The sequence below is a fragment of the Sphingomonas sp. Root241 genome, from assembly GCF_001428865.1.
GTDB lineage: Bacteria > Pseudomonadota > Alphaproteobacteria > Sphingomonadales > Sphingomonadaceae > Sphingomonas.
In genome coordinates this window covers 49,982-70,298 of record NZ_LMIV01000003.1, presented here as the reverse complement: position 1 = coordinate 70,298, position 20,317 = coordinate 49,982, and the positions used below count along the sequence as shown (strand labels likewise).

The window sequence follows — 20,317 nt, the reverse complement described above, 5'->3', positions numbered from 1 at the left end:
CGCCTCCGCGCCCTAGGTGCGGGGGCGATTTTCTTTTTGGGGTTTGATGCATGCAGCTCTGGGTCGGCCTGGGCAATCCAGGCCCGCAATATGCGATGCACCGGCACAATGTCGGCTTCATGGCCGTGGACGCCATCGCCGAGGTGCATGATTTCTCGACGCCCAAGAAGCAGTTCCAGGGCTGGACGCAGGAAGGACGGATCGGCACCGACAAATTGATCCTGCTCAAGCCCGGCACCTTCATGAACGAGAGCGGCCGCGCCGTGCGCGCGGCGATGGACTTCTACAAACTGACCCCGGCCGACATCACCGTCTTCCACGACGAGCTGGATCTCGTCCCCTTCAAGGTGAAGGTGAAGATGGGCGGCGGCACCGCGGGGCATAACGGCCTGCGCTCGACCGACGCGCATATCGGCCCGGACTTCCGCCGCGTGCGGATCGGCATCGGCCATCCCGGGCACAAGGACCGGGTGACCAGCTATGTACTCGGCAACTATGCCAAGGCGGAGATCGAGCCGCTCACCGACATGCTGGGCGCGATCGCGGCGGAAGCGGCGTGGCTGGCGGGCGGCAACGACGCCCGCTTCATGAGCGAAATCGCGCTGCGGCTGCAGGACTAGGGTGAGAACCTATACGAGCCGTTGATTCATAGCAGCTGTACCGCGTCCATCGCAGCCCGTTACCGTCATCCCCGCGAAAGCGGGGACCCATCTCCGACAGTTTCCACAAATGCACCGGTGCGTTTTGCCGCTCGCTCAGGAGATGGGTCCCCGCTTTCGCGGGGATGACGTGTTTTAGTATGAGCCCTCAACTTTAGTCTCGGCTGTGCAGAGACCAAGTCTGCGCAACCCTCTCCCGTCGGGAGAGGGAAATGGCTGTCGATACGGCCCAAGGCCACGGAAAAGGGGCCCCGGTTTCCCGGAGCCCCTTCCACGTCTTGTAAAGGCAGGCCTTACTTCTTGCCGACAACCACGCCGACGAGACGCTGGTTGCCTCCGCCGACCGTGCCCGCACCCGCGAAGGCGATGCCGATCTCCTTGCCCTGCGAACCGAAGAAGCCACCGGTGAGCGTGCCCGAAAGCGTCGCGCTGCCGGTGAAGCTGCCCTGGAACTGGTTCTGCCCGGTCGGAATTGCGCCCTGCGCGGTGAACGTTCCGTAAGCGGTCGTGGCGCCGCCGCCTTCCGGCGTCTGGTTGAGCGTCAGCGTGAGATCGACGAGGCCGGTCGAGAAGTTGACCGAAACCGTGACGGTGCCGCCGACACGCGCAACCGTGGTGACGCCGCCGTTGACGCCGACCAGTCGGCCGACGACGGTCGAAGTATAGGCCTGGGTGCCTGTTTTGGGCACGTCGGTCAGCACGGTCTGATAACCGAATACCGACGTGGTGATCCGCTTGGCGCCGGTGGTGGAATCGCCGCGCCACCAATTGGCGTAGCTGAGATTGGCCAGCTGCAGATTGGCGTTGCTGGTCACCTGCGACGGGATGGTGTTGTTGAGGAATTCGAGCTGCGAGAATTTGCCCGCAGTCGCCGCGTCGGTGGTTCGGAACACGAACTCGGTCACTGCCGGCGCCGGCTGGACGGTGACGTTGGCGTTGACGAAACGCGATTCCTCGCCATTCTCGTTGATCACATAGGTCGCCGTGGCGATCGCGTTGCTGGTCGCCAGGCTGACGCGGCTCGACAGCCCCACCTCGGTGGCGGCGGCGCCGAGCACCACTGCACCCGCCGGATCGCCGGTATAGCTGGTCGAGGCGTTGATCGTGTTGAACGACGCCGCGGCCGCCAACGGGAACGCAGTATAGGTCGGCGACGCAGTCGGCGTCGGCGTGGGCGTCGGAGTGGGCGAAGGGGTAGGCGTCGGATCGTTGCCGCCGCAGCTTGCAAGCGCCAGCGTCGCCGCGGCGGCGCTCATGATCATGTGACGGCGAATCATTCCCTGCTCCTTGAATACTCGAACATGCCGAAAAGGCTTGGCGCCCCTGTACCCCAGATGAACGGGGCCGCGTCAAGCAGCGATACATTGCCATGACGTAGCCGACGCGGCTCACCCGCATCGCTTTGCCGTCGCGGCGCGCGTGGCGTCCTCCACGCGCGCTTGCTCCGTACTGGAAACCGCCGCGCTTTGCGCCTATCGAGCCGGCAACTCGCCGGCGACGTCCGGCCCTTCAACACAGGATAAGACTTCCATGGGTTTTCGCTGCGGCATTGTCGGGCTTCCGAACGTCGGCAAGTCCACGCTCTTCAATGCGCTGACCGAGACCGCCGCGGCACAGGCGGCGAATTATCCGTTCTGCACGATCGAGCCCAATGTCGGGAACGTCGCGGTGCCCGATCCGCGGCTCGACAAGCTCGCCGAGATCGCCGGGTCGGCCAAGATCATCGAGACGCAGCTCGGCTTCGTCGATATCGCCGGGCTGGTGCGCGGCGCGAGCAAGGGCGAAGGCCTCGGCAACCAGTTCCTCGGCAACATCCGCGAAGTCGACGCGATCGTCCACGTCCTGCGCTGCTTCGAGAATGACGATATCCAGCACGTCGACAACAAGGTCGATCCGATCGCGGATGCCGAAACCGTCGAGACCGAGCTGATGCTCGCCGACCTCGAGAGCCTCGAGAAGCGCGTGCCCAATTACATCAAGAAGGGCCAGCAGGGCGACAAGGAGGCGAAGATCGCCGCATCGGTGCTCGGCCAGGCACTCGACCTGCTGCGCGAGGGCAAGCCCGCACGGCTGACCGAACCCAAGGACGCCGAGGAGGCCCGGATCTTCGCCCAGGCACAGCTGCTGACCGGCAAGCCCGTCCTCTATGTCTGCAACGTCAACGAGGAAGACGCGGCGAACGGCAACGAACTATCGGCCAAGGTGTTCGCCAAGGCGAAGGCCGAGGGCGCCGAGGCAGTGGTCGTCTCCGCCGCGATCGAGGCCGAGATCGCGACGATGCCGCCCGAGGATCGCGGCGAGTTCCTCGCCGAGCTGGGGCTGGAGGAGACCGGCCTCGCCCGCGTGATCACCGCGGGCTATAAATTGCTCCATCTCCTCACCTTCTTCACCGTCGGCCCCAAGGAAGCGCGCGCCTGGACCGTCGAGGTCGGCGCCAAGGCACCGCAGGCGGCGGGCGAGATCCACACCGATTTCGAGCGCGGTTTCATCCGTGCCGAGACGATTGCCTATGACGATTATGTCCAGTTCAAGGGCGAGGCCGGCGCGCGCGACCACGGCAAATTGCGCTCCGAAGGCAAGGAATATGTCGTCCAGGACGGCGACGTGATGCTGTTCCGCTTCAATGTCTGAGATCGGGCCTGACTGACCACGTTGAGGGCATCCTCAAAATTCCGTCATCCCCGCGAAAGCGGGGACCCATCTCCCGAGCGAGCGGCAAAATGCACCGGTGCGCTTGCGGAAACTGTCGGAGATGGGCCCCCGCTTTCGCGGGGGTGACGTTCCAATAGATGCCCCGCCCTAATGCCGGATCTTGTGCAGGCCGAACGCGAGCACGCCGCCGACCAACAGGCCGAACAGGCCCGAGGCGATCGCGGTGACGAGCCATCCCGCGATGCCGCCGAGGCTTCCCGTGGCGTGCATCACCGCCTCGGCCGCGTGATGGATCGTGCCGGCGGGCTCGTGGACGCCGAGCACCTCGAGCCCGTGGATGAGGATCCCGCCGCCGACCCAGATCATCGCGGCGGTCCCCACGATCGACACGAACTCCATCAGCGCCGGCATGGCTTTGACCAGCCCGCGGCCGATGGCGCGCGTCGCCGCGCTGCGGCGCTCGGCGAGGTGCAGGCCGATATCGTCCATCTTCACGATCAGCCCGACCACGCCATAGACGCCGATCGTGATGCCGATGCCGACGATCGCGAGGACGACGCCCTGGGTGAGGATCGGCGATTCCGCCACATCGGCCAGCGCGATCGCCATGATCTCCGCCGACAGGATGAGATCGGTGCGGATCGCACCCTTTACCTTCGATTGCTCGAGCTCGGCCGCTTCCATCGGCACGGTCTCGACTTCCGCATGCGATTCCCCGCTATATGCCTCGAGCACCTTCTCGGCGCCTTCGAAGCACAGGAACGCGCCGCCCAACATCAGCAGCGGCGTGATCGCCCAGGGCGCGAAGGCGCTCAGCACCAATGCGGCGGGCAACAGGATCAGCAGCTTGTTGCGCAGCGATCCCGCCGCGATCTTGGCGATGATCGGCAATTCGCGCTGGGGCGACAGGCCGATGACGTAGCGCGGCGTCACCGCGGTATCGTCGACCACCACGCCGATAGCCTTCCCTCCGGCCTTGCCGGCGGCCGCGCCGACATCGTCGAGCGAGGCGGCGGCGAGCTTGGTGATGCCGGCAATGTCGTCCAGCAGCGCTACAAGTCCGGAAGGCATGGAGTTTCCCTGTCAGGCGAAGATCGACCGGCCTCCTCCAGCAATTCGCGCATGCGCTCAAGCCGCATTTTGAGTGCGCCGCCGAGGGATATCCGCAATCCTCCGCGGCGGTGGCGCTACGAAGTCGGACCGCCCTGGCAGACGCCGTCATAATTGCCCGCGGCGCCGCTGATACGGATGGCGCCCGTCGCGCGATCGATACGGACCTGCGGGTTGTTCATCAGATCGACTGCCGCGGCGGCGGTGAGCGTCCGCTCGCTCAGCTTCAAATCGCCGAGCCTGAACCAGCCGTCGCCGCCGGCTGCCACCATAGCCTGCGGCAAGCGGATCCGGCCCTGTTCGCCATCGATCCGGATCTCGACACGATCGCGAAAGCCTTCGCGGCGCCGCTCGTGCATCGTCGGCCACGCGCTGTTGCCGCTATTCTCGGCGCCATAGACCGTCTCGGTATCGGCCTTGTTCGCCGCGCCGCCGCCGACGCAGGTGAGTTCGAGCGGCGCCGCCGTCTGGGCGAGCAGCAGGGCAAAGAGCATCTGGGTTCCTTCCTGCCGCAGGGCAGGTCACGAGGATAAGTGGGTCGCCTCAGCGGCCGGCCGTCTTGCTCGCGAGACCTTCGACGGGTGCGGGGCAGCGGAGGATTGCCGGATGATTGCCGATCTTTCCGGCCGGCGTGTGGACCTGCTGGACCTTGCAGCCCGCCTTCAATCCGACCGAGACTTCGTGGCTGCGGTACTGGACCGGCTTCGGCGCGGCATCGGTTTCCGCGAAGGTGATCATCGCCAGGGCTGCAAGCAACATTCCTTGTCTCCTCTAAACATCGTGTCGAGGATTCATCTAGGCGGGGCGTATTGCTCCCGCTTCGCGCGAACGTAAGGAAACGTTGCTGAGGGTGTCATGCTGCAGTGCAAGGGTTGTTCCCGCGCGCCGAGCCCCCTAGTTTCGGGGATGATGCTTCATCAGTCCGTTGTCCCGCCGTCGATCATCCTGGTCGAAGACGATCCGCCGCTGCGCACGCTCACTGCGCGCGCGCTGCAGGAGCATGGCTATCGGGTGCGTCCGGTGGCGACCGCGGCCGAGATGTGGGCGGCGTTCGACGCGTCGCCGGTCGATCTCGTCATCCTCGACATCATGCTGCCCGGAACCAGCGGCATCGACCTGTGCCGCATGCTCCGCGAACGCAGCCGCGTGCCGATCATCTTCATTTCGGCCAAAGCGAGCGAGACCGACCGCGTGATAGGGCTCGAGCTGGGCGCGGACGATTACCTCGCCAAACCGTTCGGCACGCGCGAGCTGATCGCGCGCGTCCGCGCCGTGCTCCGCCGCGGCAACGGTTCCGAGCCTTCGCCTTCGCATCAGGTGCAGGGACGGCTGCAATTCGACGGCTGGACGGTCAGCCTGCCCCGCCGCGAGCTCAAATCGCCGGGCGGCGCGATCGTCGAGCTGACCGGCGCCGAATTCGACCTGCTGGTCAGCCTTTGCGACAATGCAGGGCGCGTGATCGCGCGCGAACGGCTGATCGAGCTTTCGCGCATGCGGCTGGGAGACAGCTCGGATCGCAGCGTCGACGTACTGATCAGCCGACTGCGCCGCAAACTGTCCGACGCGCACGGCAAGGCGCCGATCGTCACGGTGCGCGGCGTCGGATACATGCTGAACGTGGCGGTGACCCGCGATTGAAGCGTTTGCTGCGCCCTTCGCTCGGGCTGATGGGGCGCGTCTTCGCGATCCTGTTGCTCGCCATCCTGATCGAGTTCGGCGCCAGCACCTTTTATTATGAGCGCGCGAGCCAGCTCTCGGTGCGCGACGACGAGGCACGCAGGCTCGCCGAGCATCTGGTGATCGCCCGGAAACTGCTGGCGGAGGAGCCCCCCGAAGGGCGCGCCGCGCTGGCCGCGGACCTTACGACCAGCCGCTACGAAGTCCGCTGGAGCACGACGCTGCCCACCCGGCTGCGGATCGCGCCGAACCTCGATCGCATCCACAAGCAGGTGGTCGAATGGGAGCCGAGCCTCGCCGGCGCCAATCCGCACCTGCGGCTGGTGGGCAACGGCCGCAAAGCGGTGATCGAGGGCAGCGTCATGCTGCCCGACGGGAGCAAGATGCAATTCGCCACGCGCGAGCCGGTGCACGAATTGAGCTTCTCGTTCGACCGCATCCTGCTCGGGCTCGCGCCCGCGGTGCTGATCATCCTGATCGGCGGCGTGCTGGTGCGCAGGACCCTGCTGCCGATGCGCCAGCTCGCACAGGCCGCCGAGCGCGTCGGCAGCGACGAGCCCGAGGAATTGGCCGAGGCGGGCCCGCGCGAGCTGCGCCGCGTCATCCGCGCGTTCAATCGCATGCAGGCGCGCATCCACCGGCTGATCGAGGACCGCACCCAGGCGCTCGCCGCGGTCGGCCATGACATGCGCACGCCGCTCGCGCGGCTGCGGTTGCGCGCCGATGCGGTCGAGGATGCCGAGACCCACAAGGCGATCCAGTCCGACATTTCCGAGATGGAAGCGATGATCGGATCGCTGCTCGCCTATCTGAGCGGCGAGGACGAAGCCGAGCCGCGCGTCCGCGTCGACCTCGCCGCACTCTGCCAGACGGTGGCCGACGACGCCCGCGATCGTGGCGGCGACGTGCGCTATAACGGCCCGGATCATCTCGAACGCGCCGTCCGGCCGGGCGCGCTCAAGCGGGCTCTGGTCAATTTGGTCGAGAACGGCGTCCATCATGCCGAGCACGTGTCGATCGTCCTGCGGGGCACCGAAACCGAGATCGTGCTGCGCGTTCAGGACGACGGCCCGGGCATTCCCGCCGAATCGATCGAAACGGTGATGCAGCCCTTCGTCCGTCTCGACCAGGCGCGGACGAGGGACACGCTGGGTCTCGGGCTCGGCCTCTCGATCGTCGCCCGCGCAATCGAGGCCGAAGGCGGCACCTTCACTTTACGCAATCGCAGCAGCGGCGGTTTGAGCGCAGAGATCCGCCTGCCGCTCACCTGAAACAGCCCGCCGCCGGGCAACAATTCCTTACAGGCAAGCTGCGCCGCAGCAAAACACGGCCCCTAACTCCCCTCCTGACGCTCGCCGTAGTGCGAGCTGGCAAGGAGTACGGAATCGTGAACGAATTGATGGGACGCGTGCTGAGCTTCGCGAAGCAGGATTTTCCGCACCAGAGCGACCTCTACTCCCGACTGGCATCCGACGGACAACGCCCCAAGGCGCTGATGATCTCCTGCGCGGATTCGCGCGTGGTGCCCGAACATATCATGCAGGCCGCGCCCGGCGATCTGTTCGTCTGCCGCAACGCGGGCAACATCGTGCCGCCATATGCGATGCAGAATGGCGGCGTGACCTCCACGGTCGAATATGCCGTGATGGTGCTGGGAATCCGCGATCTCATCGTCTGCGGTCATTCCGACTGCGGCGCGATGAAGGCGGTGGCCAACCCGGCGGGCCTCGAAAAGATGCCCAACGTCGCCGCCTGGCTGAGGCATAGCTGCGCAGCCGAGCAGGTGGTGAACGAAGCCTATCCCGAGATGGAAAACGGCGAACGCGTCCGGGCGATCAGCCTCGAGAACGTCGTCGCGCAGCTCAATCATCTGCGTACCCACCCGTCGGTCGCGGCGGGCATCGCGCGCGGCGAGATCGCGCTGCACGGCTGGTTCTTCGACATCGGCGCCGGTCAGGTGTTCGCGCTGGACGGCGTCACCAACCAGTTCCAGCCGATGCACGAGGACGCGCCGCTGCCGATCGCACTGCCGGCTTCGCCGCGCCTCGCGTCCGAGCGGCTGGAGGCGGCGGAATGAGTACCGCTTTCGCCAACGCGGCGAGCGCCGAGCCGGAAGCCAAGGCCCGCTGGAACGTTCGGGACCTAACCGCCTCGATCGTCGTCTTCCTCGTCGCGATGCCGCTCTGCATGGGCATCGCCGTCGCATCGGGCGTCTCGCCCGAAAAGGGCCTGATCACCGGCATCATCGGCGGCATCGTCGTCGGTGCGCTGGCAGGTTCGCCGTTGCAGGTCAGCGGCCCGGCCGCCGGCCTCGCCGTTATCGTGTTCGAGCTGGTCCGCGACCAGGGTCTCTCGGCGCTCGGCCCGATCCTGATGCTCGCTGGACTGATCCAGGTCGTCGCCGGCGTGTTCCGCCTCGGCGGCTGGTTCCGCGCGATCTCGCCCGCCGTCGTCCACGGCATGCTCGCCGGCATCGGCGTGCTGATCGTGATCGGCCAGTTCCACGTATTGTTCGATTCGAAGCCGCTGCCCAGCGGGCTCGAGAATCTCGCGGCGATGCCCGGGCGCCTGCTCGGCCTGTCGCCCAACATGGCGGCGGCGGAAATCGCGCTCGCGCTTGCGCTGGTGACGATCGGCGTCATGCTCGGCTGGGAGAAATGGCGGCCGGCGGCGCTCAAGCTCGTCCCCGGCGCGCTGATGGGCGTGATGGCGAGCACCCTGCTTGCCTTCGGACTCGGCCTCGACGTCACGCGCGTGGTGGTGCCGGAGAATATCGCCGCGGCGATCGCATTGCCCGATGCTGGTACTTTCGCGATCCTGCTCAGCCCCTCGGTGATCGGTGCGGCCTTCGCCATCGCCTTCATCGCCAGCGCCGAGACCCTGCTCTCCGCGGCGGCGGTGGACCGCATGCACGACGGTGTCCGCACCAACTATAACAAGGAGCTCCGCGCGCAGGGCGTGGGCAATCTGCTGTGCGGTGCCGCCGGCGCGCTGCCGATGACCGGCGTGATCGTCCGCAGCTCGGCCAACGTCCAGGCCGGCGCCACGACGCGGCTCTCGACCATGCTCCACGGCGTGTGGATCCTCGGCTTCGTCGCATTGCTGCCCTGGCTGCTGCGCGAGATCCCGATGGCCGCGCTCGGCGCGGTGCTGGTCGTCACCGGCGCGCGGCTGGTGAATTTCAGCCATGCCAAGCATCTGCTGCGCGACTATGGCGTGCTGCCGGCGATGATCTGGGCAGTGACGCTCACGCTGGTGGTGGTCGAGGACCTGCTGACCGGCGTGCTGGTCGGTATCGCGCTGTCGATGATCGAGCTGCTGCCGCACTTCCGGCGTCTGCGTCTGCGGGTGGAGCAGAGCGAGGAAGCGGAAGGCCATACGCTGGCGCTGGACGGCGCGGCGACGTTCCTCGCGCTGCCCAAGCTGTCCGAACGGCTCGATCGCCTGCCGCGCCAGGCGCCGGTCCGGATCGACTTCTCGCGCTGTTCGGCGATCGATCACACCTGCGCCGAGCTGCTCAAGGACTGGCTCCAGCGGCGCCGCGCCAGCGGCGGCAAGGTGGAAGTGTTCGGCGGCAGCGGCAGGATGGCCGAATTCGCCTGATCGCGACAGATTGAGGCCTCATATCCAAACCGCGTCATCCCCGCGAAAGCGGGGATGACGAAATGGGGAGTAGCCTGCCAGGACGGATCGACATTCAGCCGCGCAACTCCCCTCCCTGCAAGGGAGGGGCAGGGGGTGGGTGCGAGCGTCAGCGAGCCCATCGAGCGGCTCGAGAAGAAGGAAAGGCCGGGCATCGAGCCCGGCTTTCCTTACCCACCCCTAACCCCTCCCTCACAGGGAGGGGGAAAGAGTTGAATGTCGATACAGCCTAGTCAAAATTGACAGCTTAAATGGGTTCTCTACCCACAACCCGGCAGCTTCAGGGAAGAAGCTGTCCGCTCAGTTCCGGCACGGCGACGGCGAGATCCTGCGCAACCAGCCGCGCGAAGAGATCCGCCCCCGCCTCTCCCACATGCGTATAGTCGAATTTGCGGACGACCGTGGCGCGCGCGCCCTGCGTACCGGCCGGAGGCGGCGGATCGCCCTGCGGCGCCGGCTTGGGCGGCAAGGTGGTGCCCGACCGGGCAGCCGCCAGTTCCTGCGGATCAGGCGGCTCCTGCGCCAGCTTCGTCGCCTCCACCGCACCCAGCCTGCTCACCGCCGCCGCGCTGCGCGCATTGAGGTCGACCAGCGGCACCTTCATCTCCGCGGCAACCTTGCGCACTTCGTCCGACCATGAGGCGAGATTGTTGTCGAGCTTGCCGTCCTTGAACATCCGCCGGGTCAGCGGCGTGAGCAGCACCGGCACGGCGCCCGCCGCGCGCACCTCGGCAACGAAGCGGCGGAGATTGGCCGGGAATTCGGTCTTCTCGTCGGTCCAGCGCTCGGGCTTGCTCGACTGATCGTTGTGCGCGAACTGGATCAGGACGTAGCGCGCCCGATAGCCCGGGATCGCCGCCTCGGCGAGCGCGATGTCCCAGGATCCCTCCGCCCGATAGCTGCGCGTGCTGCGGCCGCCGCGCCCGAGATTGAGGCATGCGACCGACGACTTCACGTGGCCGCCGCAAAAAGCCGAGCCCCAGCCGCTGTGCGGCGCCATCGTCGAATCGCCGATCAGGATGATCTTGTAGGGCTGGAGCGGCGGCGCATCGGTGCGTGCGCGCTCCTGCGCATTCGCGGGCAAGGCGAATGCGCAGGCGAGGCCGAGCAGCCCGCGGATCATGAGAAACCGAGCCCGCCATTCACGTCGAGGTTCACGCCCGTCAGGAAGCGCGCCTCGTCCGATGCCAGATAGGCGATCGCGTCCGCTACCTCATCCGGATGCCCCTCGCGGCGCAGCGGCGTGTTTGCCGCCACCGCGGCGCGGCCCTCGGGCTTCGAGAAGATGTCGTGGAAACTGGTACCGATCAGCCCCGGGCACACTGCGTTGACGCGGATGCCCTCGGGCCCGAACTCCTTCGCCCAGGCGCGGGTCAGTGTCATCAGCGCGCCCTTCGAAGTCGCATAGAGCGACGCGCCGGGGCCGCCGCCGTCGCGCCCGGCGAGCGAAGAGACGTTCACGATCGCGCCGCCCCCTCCCATCAGCGGCTTCACTGCGCGCGTGACGAGGAACACCGATTTGAGGTTGAGGTCCATGACCTGGTCGTAGAAGGCCTCGTCCATCTCCTCGAGCTTGCGGCGCGCGACCATGCCGCCGGCGAGGTTGACCAGCACATGGATGCGATCGCCGAATTTCGCCTGCACGCCGGCGACGAGCGTCGCGACCTGATCCGCCTTGCTCACATCCGCCTGGAACACCGCGGCGGTGCCGCCCGCGGCTTCGATCTCGCGCGCCGTCGCTTCGGCGGAAGCGCGGTCATTGCAATAGTTGATCGCGACTTTGGCCCCCTCCGCGGCGAGCCGCAGCGAGACCGCACGCCCGATATCGCGACCGCCGCCGGTGACCAATGCGACCTTGTCCTTGAACTTCATTCTTCCATCCCTTTTACCCGCCCGGCGAGCGGAACCGGCGCGGTCCTCCCTCCGAGCAACCATATTGCGAGCACCGAAAGCGGCACGATCGCCGCCGCCAGCGCAAAGATCGATGCGTAGCCGTGCCGCGTCATGACCGGCACGAGCCAGGTGGTGATCAGCGTACCCGCGACTGCCGCGGTGCCGCTGAAGCCGGCGAGCGAGCCCGCGCCGCCGCTGCCGAAGAAATCGCTCGGCAGCGTCTGGATGTTGTTGATCGCGACCTGGAAGCCGAACAGCACTGCGGCGATCAGCAGCACCGCGTAGAGTGGGTCCGCGGCGCGAATGGTTAGCAATAGCGCAGGCAGCATGATCGCTCCGCCCAGCGTGATCACTGCCTTGCGCGCCTTGAGCACGCTCCAGCCCGACCGGATCAGCCGGCCCGCCAGCCAGCCGCCGAACAGGCTGCCGAACATCGCGCCGACGAACGGCACCCAGGCGAACAGCCCGATCTTCTGGACGTCGAACCCGAAGGTCTCGGCGAGGTAGATCGGCAGCCAGGAGACGAACAGCCACCACACCGGATCGAGGAAGAAGCGGGCGACGATGATCGACCAGCTCTGCTTGTGGCGGAGCAGCTCGCCGAGCCGCGGCGCTGGACCGGCGTCGGCGTGGCGCTGGCCGTCGCCGGCGATATGCGCGCGTTCGGCCTCGCTCAGCCAGGGATGCGCGCCGGGGTCGCCGCGATAGAGCCAGAACCAGGGCAGCAGCCAGAGCATGCCGAGCAGGCCGACCACCACGAACGTAGCCCGCCAGCCGAACTGGCCGAACAGCAGGGCGACCAATGGCGCCGCGATGATCGCGCCGATCGCCGCGCCCGAATTGAAGATGCCCTGTGCAAGCGCGCGCTCGGATGAAGGGAACCACAAGGCATTGACCTTGACCGCGCCGGGCCAGTTGCCCGCCTCGCTGACCCCGAGGGTGGCGCGGAGGATGCCGAAACTGCCGATCCCGCGCGCGGCCGAATGGAGCGCGATCGAAACCGACCAGACGAGGATCGAGACGGTGAACCCCAGGCGCGTGCCGATCACGTCGAACAATCGCCCGAACAGGCTCTGCCCCGCGGCATAGGCGATCATGAAGATCGTCACGAGCAATGCGTAATCCGCCTTGTCCGCGCCGATGTCCTTCGCGATCGCCGGCCACATCACCGCGAGGGCGTTCCGGTCGATATAATTGATCACCGTAGCCACCCCAACCAGCCCGATGATCCACCAGCGCAGGCCGTTCTTCATCGCGCCGCTCCCTGATCGAACCGCGCGAAATGGCCGGTCCAATCGATGGTACGCCCGTCGATCGTGGCGCGGTGCTTCGCGGCGGTATCCACGCTGTCGGCGATCGCCAGCACGATGCTGCGTCCGCCGGTGAAATCGATGCGGACCAGATCGGCCTCGCCATTGCGCGCGTGGACCAGCTTCGCGACGGCGCTGCGGCTGCCGACCACGGTCTCCGCCGAGGGATCATAGGCGCCGTGTGGCTCGAGCAGGCCGACGAAAATGGCGTCCGCTGCGCCTGTGGCGCGCGCGATCAGCAGCGGCTCGCGGCGCAGATTGAAGCGCGGATCATTGGCGCCGCTTTCACCGAGGATCAGCTGCGCGCCTTTGGGCGGCAGCATGTGCCAGGTGTAGAAGCGCTTGCCGAGCATCCAGGTGAGGCTGGCCGCGTCGCCGTCAGGCGTGCCGGTCGCGTCGACCCAGATGTGCTGATAGCCGTTCGCCTTGCCGAGCACCGGCCGTTCCGCGGTGTTCGAGCGGTGCGGGAAGCCGATCTCGGTGATCTGGCCGCGATAATGAAGGGGCAGATCCCAGGTCGCGGGCTTGTCGCCGGTGGCGCGGAGCAGGTCGAGCACCAGCGGGCTTGCTTTGCCCGTCGGCAACGCGACCAAAGTGCGGCGGAAGCGGACGCCGGGATACGCGCCGTCCATTTCCGCGGTGCTGACCTGCGCCTTGGCATCGCTCGCGAAATAGAGCTGCTTCGGCGCGAGCTTCTGCCCGTCGCGCCATTTGCCGGCGAAATGGCTGGTCTCGTTCGCCACCAGTGTGTTGTGCGCGACGGTCTGCTTGGCCCAGCTCTCATTCTCGGGAAGGTAGCGGCCGCCGTCCTTGGCCTCGACGTTGAGGAAGCGGGCCGAGCCGTAATCGGTGATCACCGGCTCGCCGGCGTCGTAGAAGATCCAGTTGAGCTTGTCGAAATGGCCATGGCCCATGCCCATCCCGCTGTTCTTGGCGACGAGCACCGACGCGTCGGGCTCGGGCCCCGAGCGCATCACGGCAATCGCGCCCTGCTCGCCATTCGGCCCATCGCGAAACAATGCCGAGGCGAAGGGAAACGGATGGGCCTTCCGGGCCGCAAGATCGCGCGCGACGGCGAGGCCGCCGGGGGTGAGCGTCGTGCGCCCCTGCCCTTCGGCGATCGACAGGAAGCTCGGGTCCTTCGTGGCCGCATAGCCGATCGCGACCGCCTGGTAGAGCTCGTCGGTGTTGAGGCTCTTGTCGGGCATCGCGTCGTTGAGCGGGAAGAAAAAGCCGCCATATGTCAGCTGGATCGACGTGCGGATCGCCTTGAGCAGCACCCCGTCGCGGCGACGGAAGATGCCCTCAGCAGGATCGTTCGCGTCGATCGCCTGGGCGAGCAGCACGAAGGGCAGCAGGGCGTAGCGCTGGTAATAGGGTCCCTCGGTATAATAGCCGTCGGGCGAGAAGAGTTCGTCGACCTGCCGCAGGAACCCCGATTTGCCGGTGCCGTCGCGGCCCTTGAGCGCCATGTCGACCAGCTTCGGATCGCGCAGCAAATAGCCGGTCATGCCGACGCCCGCGCACGCCCAGGTGGCATGGTTGTGGATGCGATCGAACATCTCCGGGCTGCCAGTCGACAGGAACGCCGCGGCGCGCCGGAAGACATCGTCGTCGATCGTCTTGCGGTCCGCCGCGCTCAGCGTATCGCGGATCGCGTCATAGCCCTGCACCGAATAGACCAGCCAGACGCTGTCGTTGAGGCTCTGCCAGAACAGCCGGCCGACCGACTCGTTCGCCTTGGCCGGATGATCGCCGAGCGTCGGATAGAGCTTGGCATAAGCGAGCAGCAGGCGGCGGGCATAATCGGCGTAGGCGCGCTCGCCGGTGATCCGGTAGAGCAAACCGGCGCCGTACAGCGCCATGTAGTTCCGTTTGTGCTGCTCGTGCGTGTAGCCGCCGCCGGGATCCTTCGGCACCGGCACATGGATCCCGTCCTTCATCGCCGCATCGACCGTCTCGCGCATCCGCGCCACTTCGGCGGCGAACAGCGGATAGCGGCCGCCTTCGCGCGCCATTGCGGCGAAGGCGGCGCCATCCGACAAAGCCGGTCGCGCTTCTTGCGCGTGCCCGACCGTTGCGACCGTCAGGGCTGAGACTGCGGCAAGGAGCAGCAGGCGACGGATCATTGCGACACCCGGTTGTCGGCGAGCAGTGCCCGCGCCGGGCCGGTGTAATGGAGTTCCTCGATCACCGGCGCCGGCGTTGCCGCGAAGCTGTTATGAGCGATCTCGGTATGCGGCGAGCCGACGCTGTGCGTCACGCGGACGCCGCCGCTGCGGGCGAAGCGATTGCCGGTGATCGTCGCTTCCTGGACGCCGGAGAGCAGCACCGCGCCGCTATCGGCGATACTGCTGTCGTTCATCGTGAATTGCGGGCCATAGGTGCTTTCGTCGGTGCCGCCGCGGAACAGGCCGACGATGGTGGCTACGCGTGCCATTTTGAGGCCTTCGAAGACCACGCGCTCGGCATTGTAGAAGCCCTGCTTGCCCGTTTCGGAGCGGCCGGCGAGGACCGCACCCGAGACATCGGCGATGCGGGTATCGACGATGCGGATGGTCTCGGCGAGCGTCGCGGGGGTGGTCGCGATGATGTCGAACTCCGGCGCACCCGCCATCTCGGCAAAGGCGCAATCCTCGATATCGACGGCGTAGTTGACCAGCATCGGCTTCGCGCTGGCGCGGATCACGGCGTTGCCCGGCTGGCGGGGCGCCGCCGCGCCGCTCAGCTTCAGATTGCGTAGCTGGAGCCGGGCGCCGTCCTCGAGCTGGAACAAGGTCGGAGCCGAAAAACGCAATATCGCCGAGTGCCCGCGGAGGGTGAGCGTGCGCTTCACCACTAGCGGCTCGGCGAGCAGATACTCGGCCGGCTGGAGCTGGATGACGTCGCCGTCCCGCGCGTTGGCGACCGCCGCGGCCAGCGCCGGGGCGGTCGCGACCTCGACGGTCGCGCCGCTGCGGAACGCGACGCGGGTTCCGGCGGGCTTGGGATACCAGGCGACGCCCGTCGCCTCGCGCACGATCGCCTGCAGGTCGCGTGGCGCGCCGGCCGTGACGCCGACCGGATAGAGCAGGCCGTTCGACGCCCGTTCGAGCTTCACTTCGCGGCGCTCTACGACAACGCCCTTCACCTTCGGATCAGCCGAGGCGACATTGCCGGCAAAGGCGATGCCGGCGAGGCTGGCTTCGGTGCGGAACGGGCTCTTGCCGTCGCGATTGACGATCAGATTGCCTGCGAAGCGCGTCGACTGCGGTGCCTGCGAGCGTTCATCGCTTGCCCCCGCGCCGAGCGTGATCCGCGCGGCATCGATGATCGTGTTGCGCTCGATCACTGCGTCCTTGACCGGAAGGTAGCGGTTGATCGGCGAATTGGGGACGCCGTTCATCACCGTGATCGCGCTGGTGAAATCGACCCCGCCCAGCCCTTCCATATAATTGTCGCGCACCGTCTGGCGCTCGTTGATCACGCGCACCCCGCCGGTATGCGGCAGCCCCTGCCCGAGGAAGACATTGCGCTCGACCAGGTTGCCGTTGCCGTGGCGCAGCACCACCGAACCTTGCGAGGCGAGGAAGACATTGCGGCGGATGATGTTGCCGCCCGATTTGACCGAGACGATCTCGACTTCGCCGTCGCAGCGCTCGAAGACATTGTCCTCGACAATCGAGTGGGAATCGCTCATCGATTCGGTGCTCGTCCCGATGCGGATCGTCTCGCCGCCGTTGGAGCCGAGCACCGGACGGTGCCCGAAATAATTATGGTCGAGCGTGACGCGGTTATCGAGCGGCATTTTGCCCTCACGCACCACCACCAGCATCGCGCCGGCATTGGCCTTGCCTTCGAAATGCGAGTGATCGACGCGGATGTTACGCCCGTAGAGCGCGACCCAATGATCCTCGAAGCGGCGATCGGGATTGCTGAAGCGGTCGATCACGATGCCGGTCAGCCGCAGATTTTCCGCCCAGCGCTTGCCCACGCGCGTGGCGATGACTTCATCGCCCGAAGCGAAGCCGTTTCGAAAGACAAGGTTGGAGACCACCAGATGGCTGCCCGCCATCGCGAGGCTCGATCGCCCGGTGAGGATCACCTTGCCGGCATGCTGTGCAGTCAGCGTGATCGGACTGGCCGCCGTCCCCTCCCCGACCAGCTTCACCGCGAAGTCACGCCACTCGCCGTCCGCAAGCACGATTGTGTCGCCGGGCTTGAGGGCGGTCGCCGCGGCCACGAACCCGGCTTGGTCGCGGACCAGCACGTCACGGGCCGCAGCCGGCATTGCCGCCACAAAAGCGAGCAATGCCATCGGCGTGAGGGCGGTTTTCAGCATGCGTGCGTCAGAACTGGAGCGTCGCGCCGAGGAAATAGGTCGGGCCATAATAGCTCGCCTCGCGGAAGCTGCCGAGGATCGGCATGTCCTGATAGCGCGGTGTATCGGTGATGTTGGTCCCCTGGAACTGCAGCACGACGCTCCTGTTCAGGCGATAGCGCAGATTGAGATCGACCGTGCCCTCGTCCCGCACCATGCGGTTCTGCGACGGATCGCCGACGAACTGCTGATAATAAGCCGAGCGGGATTTGTAGATCGCCGAAATCTCGAACCCGCCTGACTGGAAATAGGGCGCCGCGGTGACGACGTGCTTCGACAGGCCGAAGATGCCGACCGGATCGACCAGCCCTTCATAGGCCTGCCCCGTCGCCGGGTTGACCTGATCGCCGAGCCGCAGATCCTCCTGCTCGTAATCGCTGTCGGCATAAGCCCAACTGCCGCGAAAGCCGAGGCCGTTGAACGGGCTGGGCAGGAACGAGGCGCGATAGCTCGCCGACACCTCGAAACCGTTGATGTTGTGAGTCTCTTCGCTCGACTGGAGCACCGTCACCGGCACTGTGAAGGTCTGTCCGCCGATCGTGTAGCTCTCATCCTGCAGCACGTTCACATAGCCGCCCTGGAAGGTCTTGTGGAACAGGCGCAGCGAGAAGACCGAATCGCGATTGAGATAATATTCGAGCGACAGATCGTAGTTCCACGACATCAGCGGATTGCTGCGCGGATTGCCCGAGGCGGTGATCGACGAAATGGCCGAGCGCACGTCCGGGAAGGAGGTCTGCGACGCGTCGAGCGCGAAGGTGCGGCCATTGGCGAGCGAAGCCGGATCGGGCTTGGTCATCGAACGCGACACCGCCGCGCGGACCTTGAACTTCTCCGACGCATCGAAGGAGAGGTTCAGGCTCGGTAGCCATTTGTCATAGGCATAAGTGTCGATCAGCGGATCGAACTGGCCGTTCGAGACGAGGCTGATCGTGCCGTTGCCGTTGTTGACGACGTTGAACCCGCCGCGCAACCCGCGCGAGAGCACGTCGGTCGAGACATAGCGCAGCCCGACATTGCCGCTGACCGGCAGGCTGCCGAGATCGCCGCCGAAGCTCGCCATCACATAAGCGGCCTTGGTGTCTTCCTCGATATTGCGGTTGCCGATGCTGCGGGTATCGGCGCTGAGCCCGGGATCCTCGGTGCCGATGAAATTCTGCATCAGGCAGACCGGGTCGAAGCTCGCCCAATTGTTGATCGCATTGTCGCGATCGCCCGAGAGATAGTCGCTCTGCGGGAAGTCCACCCGGCAGGCGCGGTTCGCCGCAGCCATGGTCGAGAGCAGCACATTGTAGGTGCCGGGCGCGCCGTTGAAGGCCGAGGCAGTGTTGGCGACGTTGAAATTATACTCGCGGCGGTCGGATTCCACGCTGCGATAGCGCATCTCGGAGACGCGGCCGCCGAAATCGAGCGCGCGCAGCCAGCCGCTCTCGGGCGTCCAGTGCATGTCGAGCCGGCCCGCCTCATTCTCGTGCCAGCGCGTCTGATCGTCGCGGCGAACGCGCGCGGCGGCACTGAAATTGTCCGCATCGCTCACGTCGAACGCCGGATTGAGCAGGACCGATTGCGTGCCGTCCGGGAAATTCTCGAAGCTGTAACCGATCCGCCCGCCGCTGGATCCGGTGGTGACGCCGGGAACGACGGCGCCGTTGATGTCGGTCGCGCTGGTGCGCAACCGCACCGAACGATCCATCCGCTCGCGCCGGGTGCGCGACAACGAGGCATCGGCGCTGATCCGGAAAGTCTCGGTCACCGGGATCGAGACGTTGAGCCCGCCGCCGCGATAGGTCTCGTCCTGAATGCGGTAGGTCGGCGTCACTTCGCCAAAGCTGTTGCCCGTATAGGATTGCAGGATGTGATCGGGCCCGAACACGACATTCTGCATGCCGCGCGTGGTCTCGGACAGGCCGAAGATCTGCCGCGTCTCGTTGAAATTATAGTCCGAGAGCTCGACGTCGAAATTGACTTCGACGCCGGTCGGCGACTTCCATTGAAGCCCGCCGATCCATGCCAGTCGCTCGTCGCCGGTATCGAACTGGATGTTGTTGCGGCTGGTCGTCGCCAGATAATAAGGCGTGTTCGCCGGCACCGCCGCGGTGCCATAAGTCTGCGGCGTGATCGCGGTGCAGGTCTGGGTCGCGGTATAGGCCACGTCGCCGCGGCACGCATTCCAGGTGGTGCCGCCGCCGAGCAGTTCCTCGGGCGAATTGCTGCGCTGATATTGCACGCCGAAGATCACGCCGAGCTCGCCCGCCGCGCCGAGATCGAACTGGTCGACATAGCTGCCGGTCAGGCGGACGCCGAGCCCCGAGGGATCGTCGAGCTTGTGATCGTAACCGGTCAGGATGCCGCGCGCGCTGAGCGTGATCTGGCGCTTCGCCTTGTCGAGTGGCTTCAAGGTGCGGGAATCGATCGTGCCCGAAGTGCCGCCTTCGATCAGATCGGCGCGCTGGGTCTTGTTGACCGCGACCGAATTGATCAGCTCCGAGGGGAAGAGATAGAAATTGACCGAGCGCTTGCCGTTGCCGGTCGTCGTCTCGCGCCCATTGACGCTGATGCTGCTGAGGAACGGCCCGAGCCCGCCGACGGCGATCTCCGAGGCGGCGCCCTTTTCGCGGTGGGTGGTGGCGCCGGGGATGGTGGCGATCGCATCGCCCAGATTGGTCGCGGGAAGCCCGTCGATATCCGCCGCCGAGAGCGAATCGGAGATGATCGTCTCGTTCCGCTTCGCCTGGATCGACGACTGGATCGACGCACGAACGCCGGTCACGACAATCGCCTCTTCCGTGGTTTGCCCATCGCCGGCCTGCGGGGTGGCGTCGGCCGCGACCGCGGCGTCGTCCTGCGGCGCGGTCTGCGCCTGCGCCAATGCCAGCGGCGATGCTGCGATCAGCAGCGATACGGCGCCTGCCGCCGACGGCAGCCAACGCGATCCCGGCTTGGCGGTCCGGCTCATGTTCATTGCAATCCTCCCCGAGTCCTGGACCTGTTGGTCCTTGCGGAGAGAAATATCT

The 20,317-nt window shown here is 66.4% G+C and carries 16 protein-coding genes; 6 read left to right on the top strand and 10 right to left on the bottom strand.

Going from position 1 to position 20,317, the window contains the following annotated elements:
* Positions 1-50 precede the first annotated feature (50 nt).
* Entirely contained in the window at positions 51-620 is a 570-nt protein-coding gene (gene pth / locus ASE13_RS15650) for an aminoacyl-tRNA hydrolase (RefSeq protein WP_056618109.1), read from the top strand.
* Between the two features lie 332 nt (positions 621-952).
* Here pth and ASE13_RS15645 read toward each other — a convergent pair whose 3' ends face one another.
* Positions 953-1,936: a hypothetical protein gene (locus tag ASE13_RS15645; protein ID WP_056618106.1), complete on the bottom strand. Its 984-nt coding sequence runs from the start codon at positions 1,934-1,936 to the stop codon at positions 953-955.
* A gap of 253 nt (positions 1,937-2,189) precedes the next feature.
* On the opposite strand from ASE13_RS15645, the gene ychF reads away from it, so the two are divergent.
* Entirely contained in the window at positions 2,190-3,290 is a 1,101-nt protein-coding gene (gene ychF, locus ASE13_RS15640; RefSeq protein ID WP_056618103.1) for a redox-regulated ATPase YchF, read from the top strand.
* 168 nt (positions 3,291-3,458) lie between these two features.
* Here the strand turns inward: ychF and ASE13_RS15635 are convergent, their stop codons facing one another.
* The 3 genes from ASE13_RS15635 to ASE13_RS15625 form a co-directional block, all read right to left on the bottom strand.
* Complete coding sequence (locus ASE13_RS15635; RefSeq protein WP_056618098.1) at positions 3,459-4,382, bottom strand: DUF808 domain-containing protein; 924 nt, start codon at positions 4,380-4,382, stop codon at positions 3,459-3,461.
* 116 nt (positions 4,383-4,498) lie between these two features.
* Positions 4,499-4,915 (bottom strand): hypothetical protein, encoded by a 417-nt coding sequence (locus ASE13_RS15630; RefSeq protein ID WP_056618095.1) that lies wholly within the window; start codon positions 4,913-4,915, stop codon positions 4,499-4,501.
* A 49-nt stretch (positions 4,916-4,964) separates the two neighbouring features.
* Positions 4,965-5,180, bottom strand: a complete 216-nt coding sequence (locus ASE13_RS15625) for a hypothetical protein (RefSeq protein WP_156404934.1) — start codon at positions 5,178-5,180, stop codon at positions 4,965-4,967.
* Between the two features lie 150 nt (positions 5,181-5,330).
* On the opposite strand from ASE13_RS15625, the gene ASE13_RS15620 reads away from it, so the two are divergent.
* The 4 genes from ASE13_RS15620 to ASE13_RS15605 all read left to right on the top strand — a co-directional run bounded on the left by ASE13_RS15620 (position 5,331) and on the right by ASE13_RS15605 (position 9,701).
* Positions 5,331-6,059: a response regulator transcription factor gene (locus tag ASE13_RS15620; protein WP_056618961.1), complete on the top strand. Its 729-nt coding sequence runs from the start codon at positions 5,331-5,333 to the stop codon at positions 6,057-6,059.
* Positions 6,056-7,369 carry an ATP-binding protein gene (locus tag ASE13_RS15615; RefSeq protein WP_156404933.1) on the top strand — a complete coding sequence of 438 codons (1,314 nt, stop codon included), beginning with the start codon at positions 6,056-6,058 and terminating at the stop codon, positions 7,367-7,369. Before ASE13_RS15620 ends, ASE13_RS15615 begins: the two co-directional genes overlap by 4 nt.
* A gap of 116 nt (positions 7,370-7,485) precedes the next feature.
* On the top strand, positions 7,486-8,175 hold the full coding sequence (locus tag ASE13_RS15610) for a carbonic anhydrase (RefSeq protein WP_056618089.1): 690 nt from the start codon (positions 7,486-7,488) through the stop codon (positions 8,173-8,175).
* The gene (locus ASE13_RS15605) at positions 8,172-9,701 is read left to right on the top strand and encodes a SulP family inorganic anion transporter (RefSeq protein WP_082596905.1); all 1,530 of its coding nucleotides are present in this window, start codon (positions 8,172-8,174) and stop codon (positions 9,699-9,701) included. Before ASE13_RS15610 ends, ASE13_RS15605 begins: the two co-directional genes overlap by 4 nt.
* A gap of 319 nt (positions 9,702-10,020) precedes the next feature.
* Here the strand turns inward: ASE13_RS15605 and ASE13_RS15600 are convergent, their stop codons facing one another.
* Genes ASE13_RS15600 through ASE13_RS15575 form a run of 6 tightly spaced genes read right to left on the bottom strand, consistent with a single transcriptional unit; the run spans position 10,021 to position 20,265 of the window.
* Positions 10,021-10,863: a rhamnogalacturonan acetylesterase gene (locus tag ASE13_RS15600; protein ID WP_056618085.1), complete on the bottom strand. Its 843-nt coding sequence runs from the start codon at positions 10,861-10,863 to the stop codon at positions 10,021-10,023.
* The gene (locus ASE13_RS15595) at positions 10,860-11,612 is read right to left on the bottom strand and encodes an SDR family NAD(P)-dependent oxidoreductase (RefSeq protein WP_056618082.1); all 753 of its coding nucleotides are present in this window, start codon (positions 11,610-11,612) and stop codon (positions 10,860-10,862) included. The genes ASE13_RS15600 and ASE13_RS15595 overlap by 4 nt, the downstream gene beginning before the upstream one ends.
* On the bottom strand, positions 11,609-12,886 hold the full coding sequence (locus ASE13_RS15590) for an MFS transporter (RefSeq protein WP_056618079.1): 1,278 nt from the start codon (positions 12,884-12,886) through the stop codon (positions 11,609-11,611). Before ASE13_RS15590 ends, ASE13_RS15595 begins: the two co-directional genes overlap by 4 nt.
* Positions 12,883-15,072: an alginate lyase family protein gene (locus tag ASE13_RS15585; RefSeq protein WP_056618075.1), complete on the bottom strand. Its 2,190-nt coding sequence runs from the start codon at positions 15,070-15,072 to the stop codon at positions 12,883-12,885. Before ASE13_RS15585 ends, ASE13_RS15590 begins: the two co-directional genes overlap by 4 nt.
* Positions 15,069-17,264, bottom strand: a complete 2,196-nt coding sequence (locus ASE13_RS15580; protein ID WP_162254705.1) for a polysaccharide lyase 6 family protein — start codon at positions 17,262-17,264, stop codon at positions 15,069-15,071. The genes ASE13_RS15585 and ASE13_RS15580 overlap by 4 nt, the downstream gene beginning before the upstream one ends.
* A 7-nt stretch (positions 17,265-17,271) precedes the next feature.
* Positions 17,272-20,265 (bottom strand): TonB-dependent receptor, encoded by a 2,994-nt coding sequence (locus tag ASE13_RS15575; RefSeq protein WP_056618072.1) that lies wholly within the window; start codon positions 20,263-20,265, stop codon positions 17,272-17,274.
* Positions 20,266-20,317 lie beyond the last annotated feature (52 nt).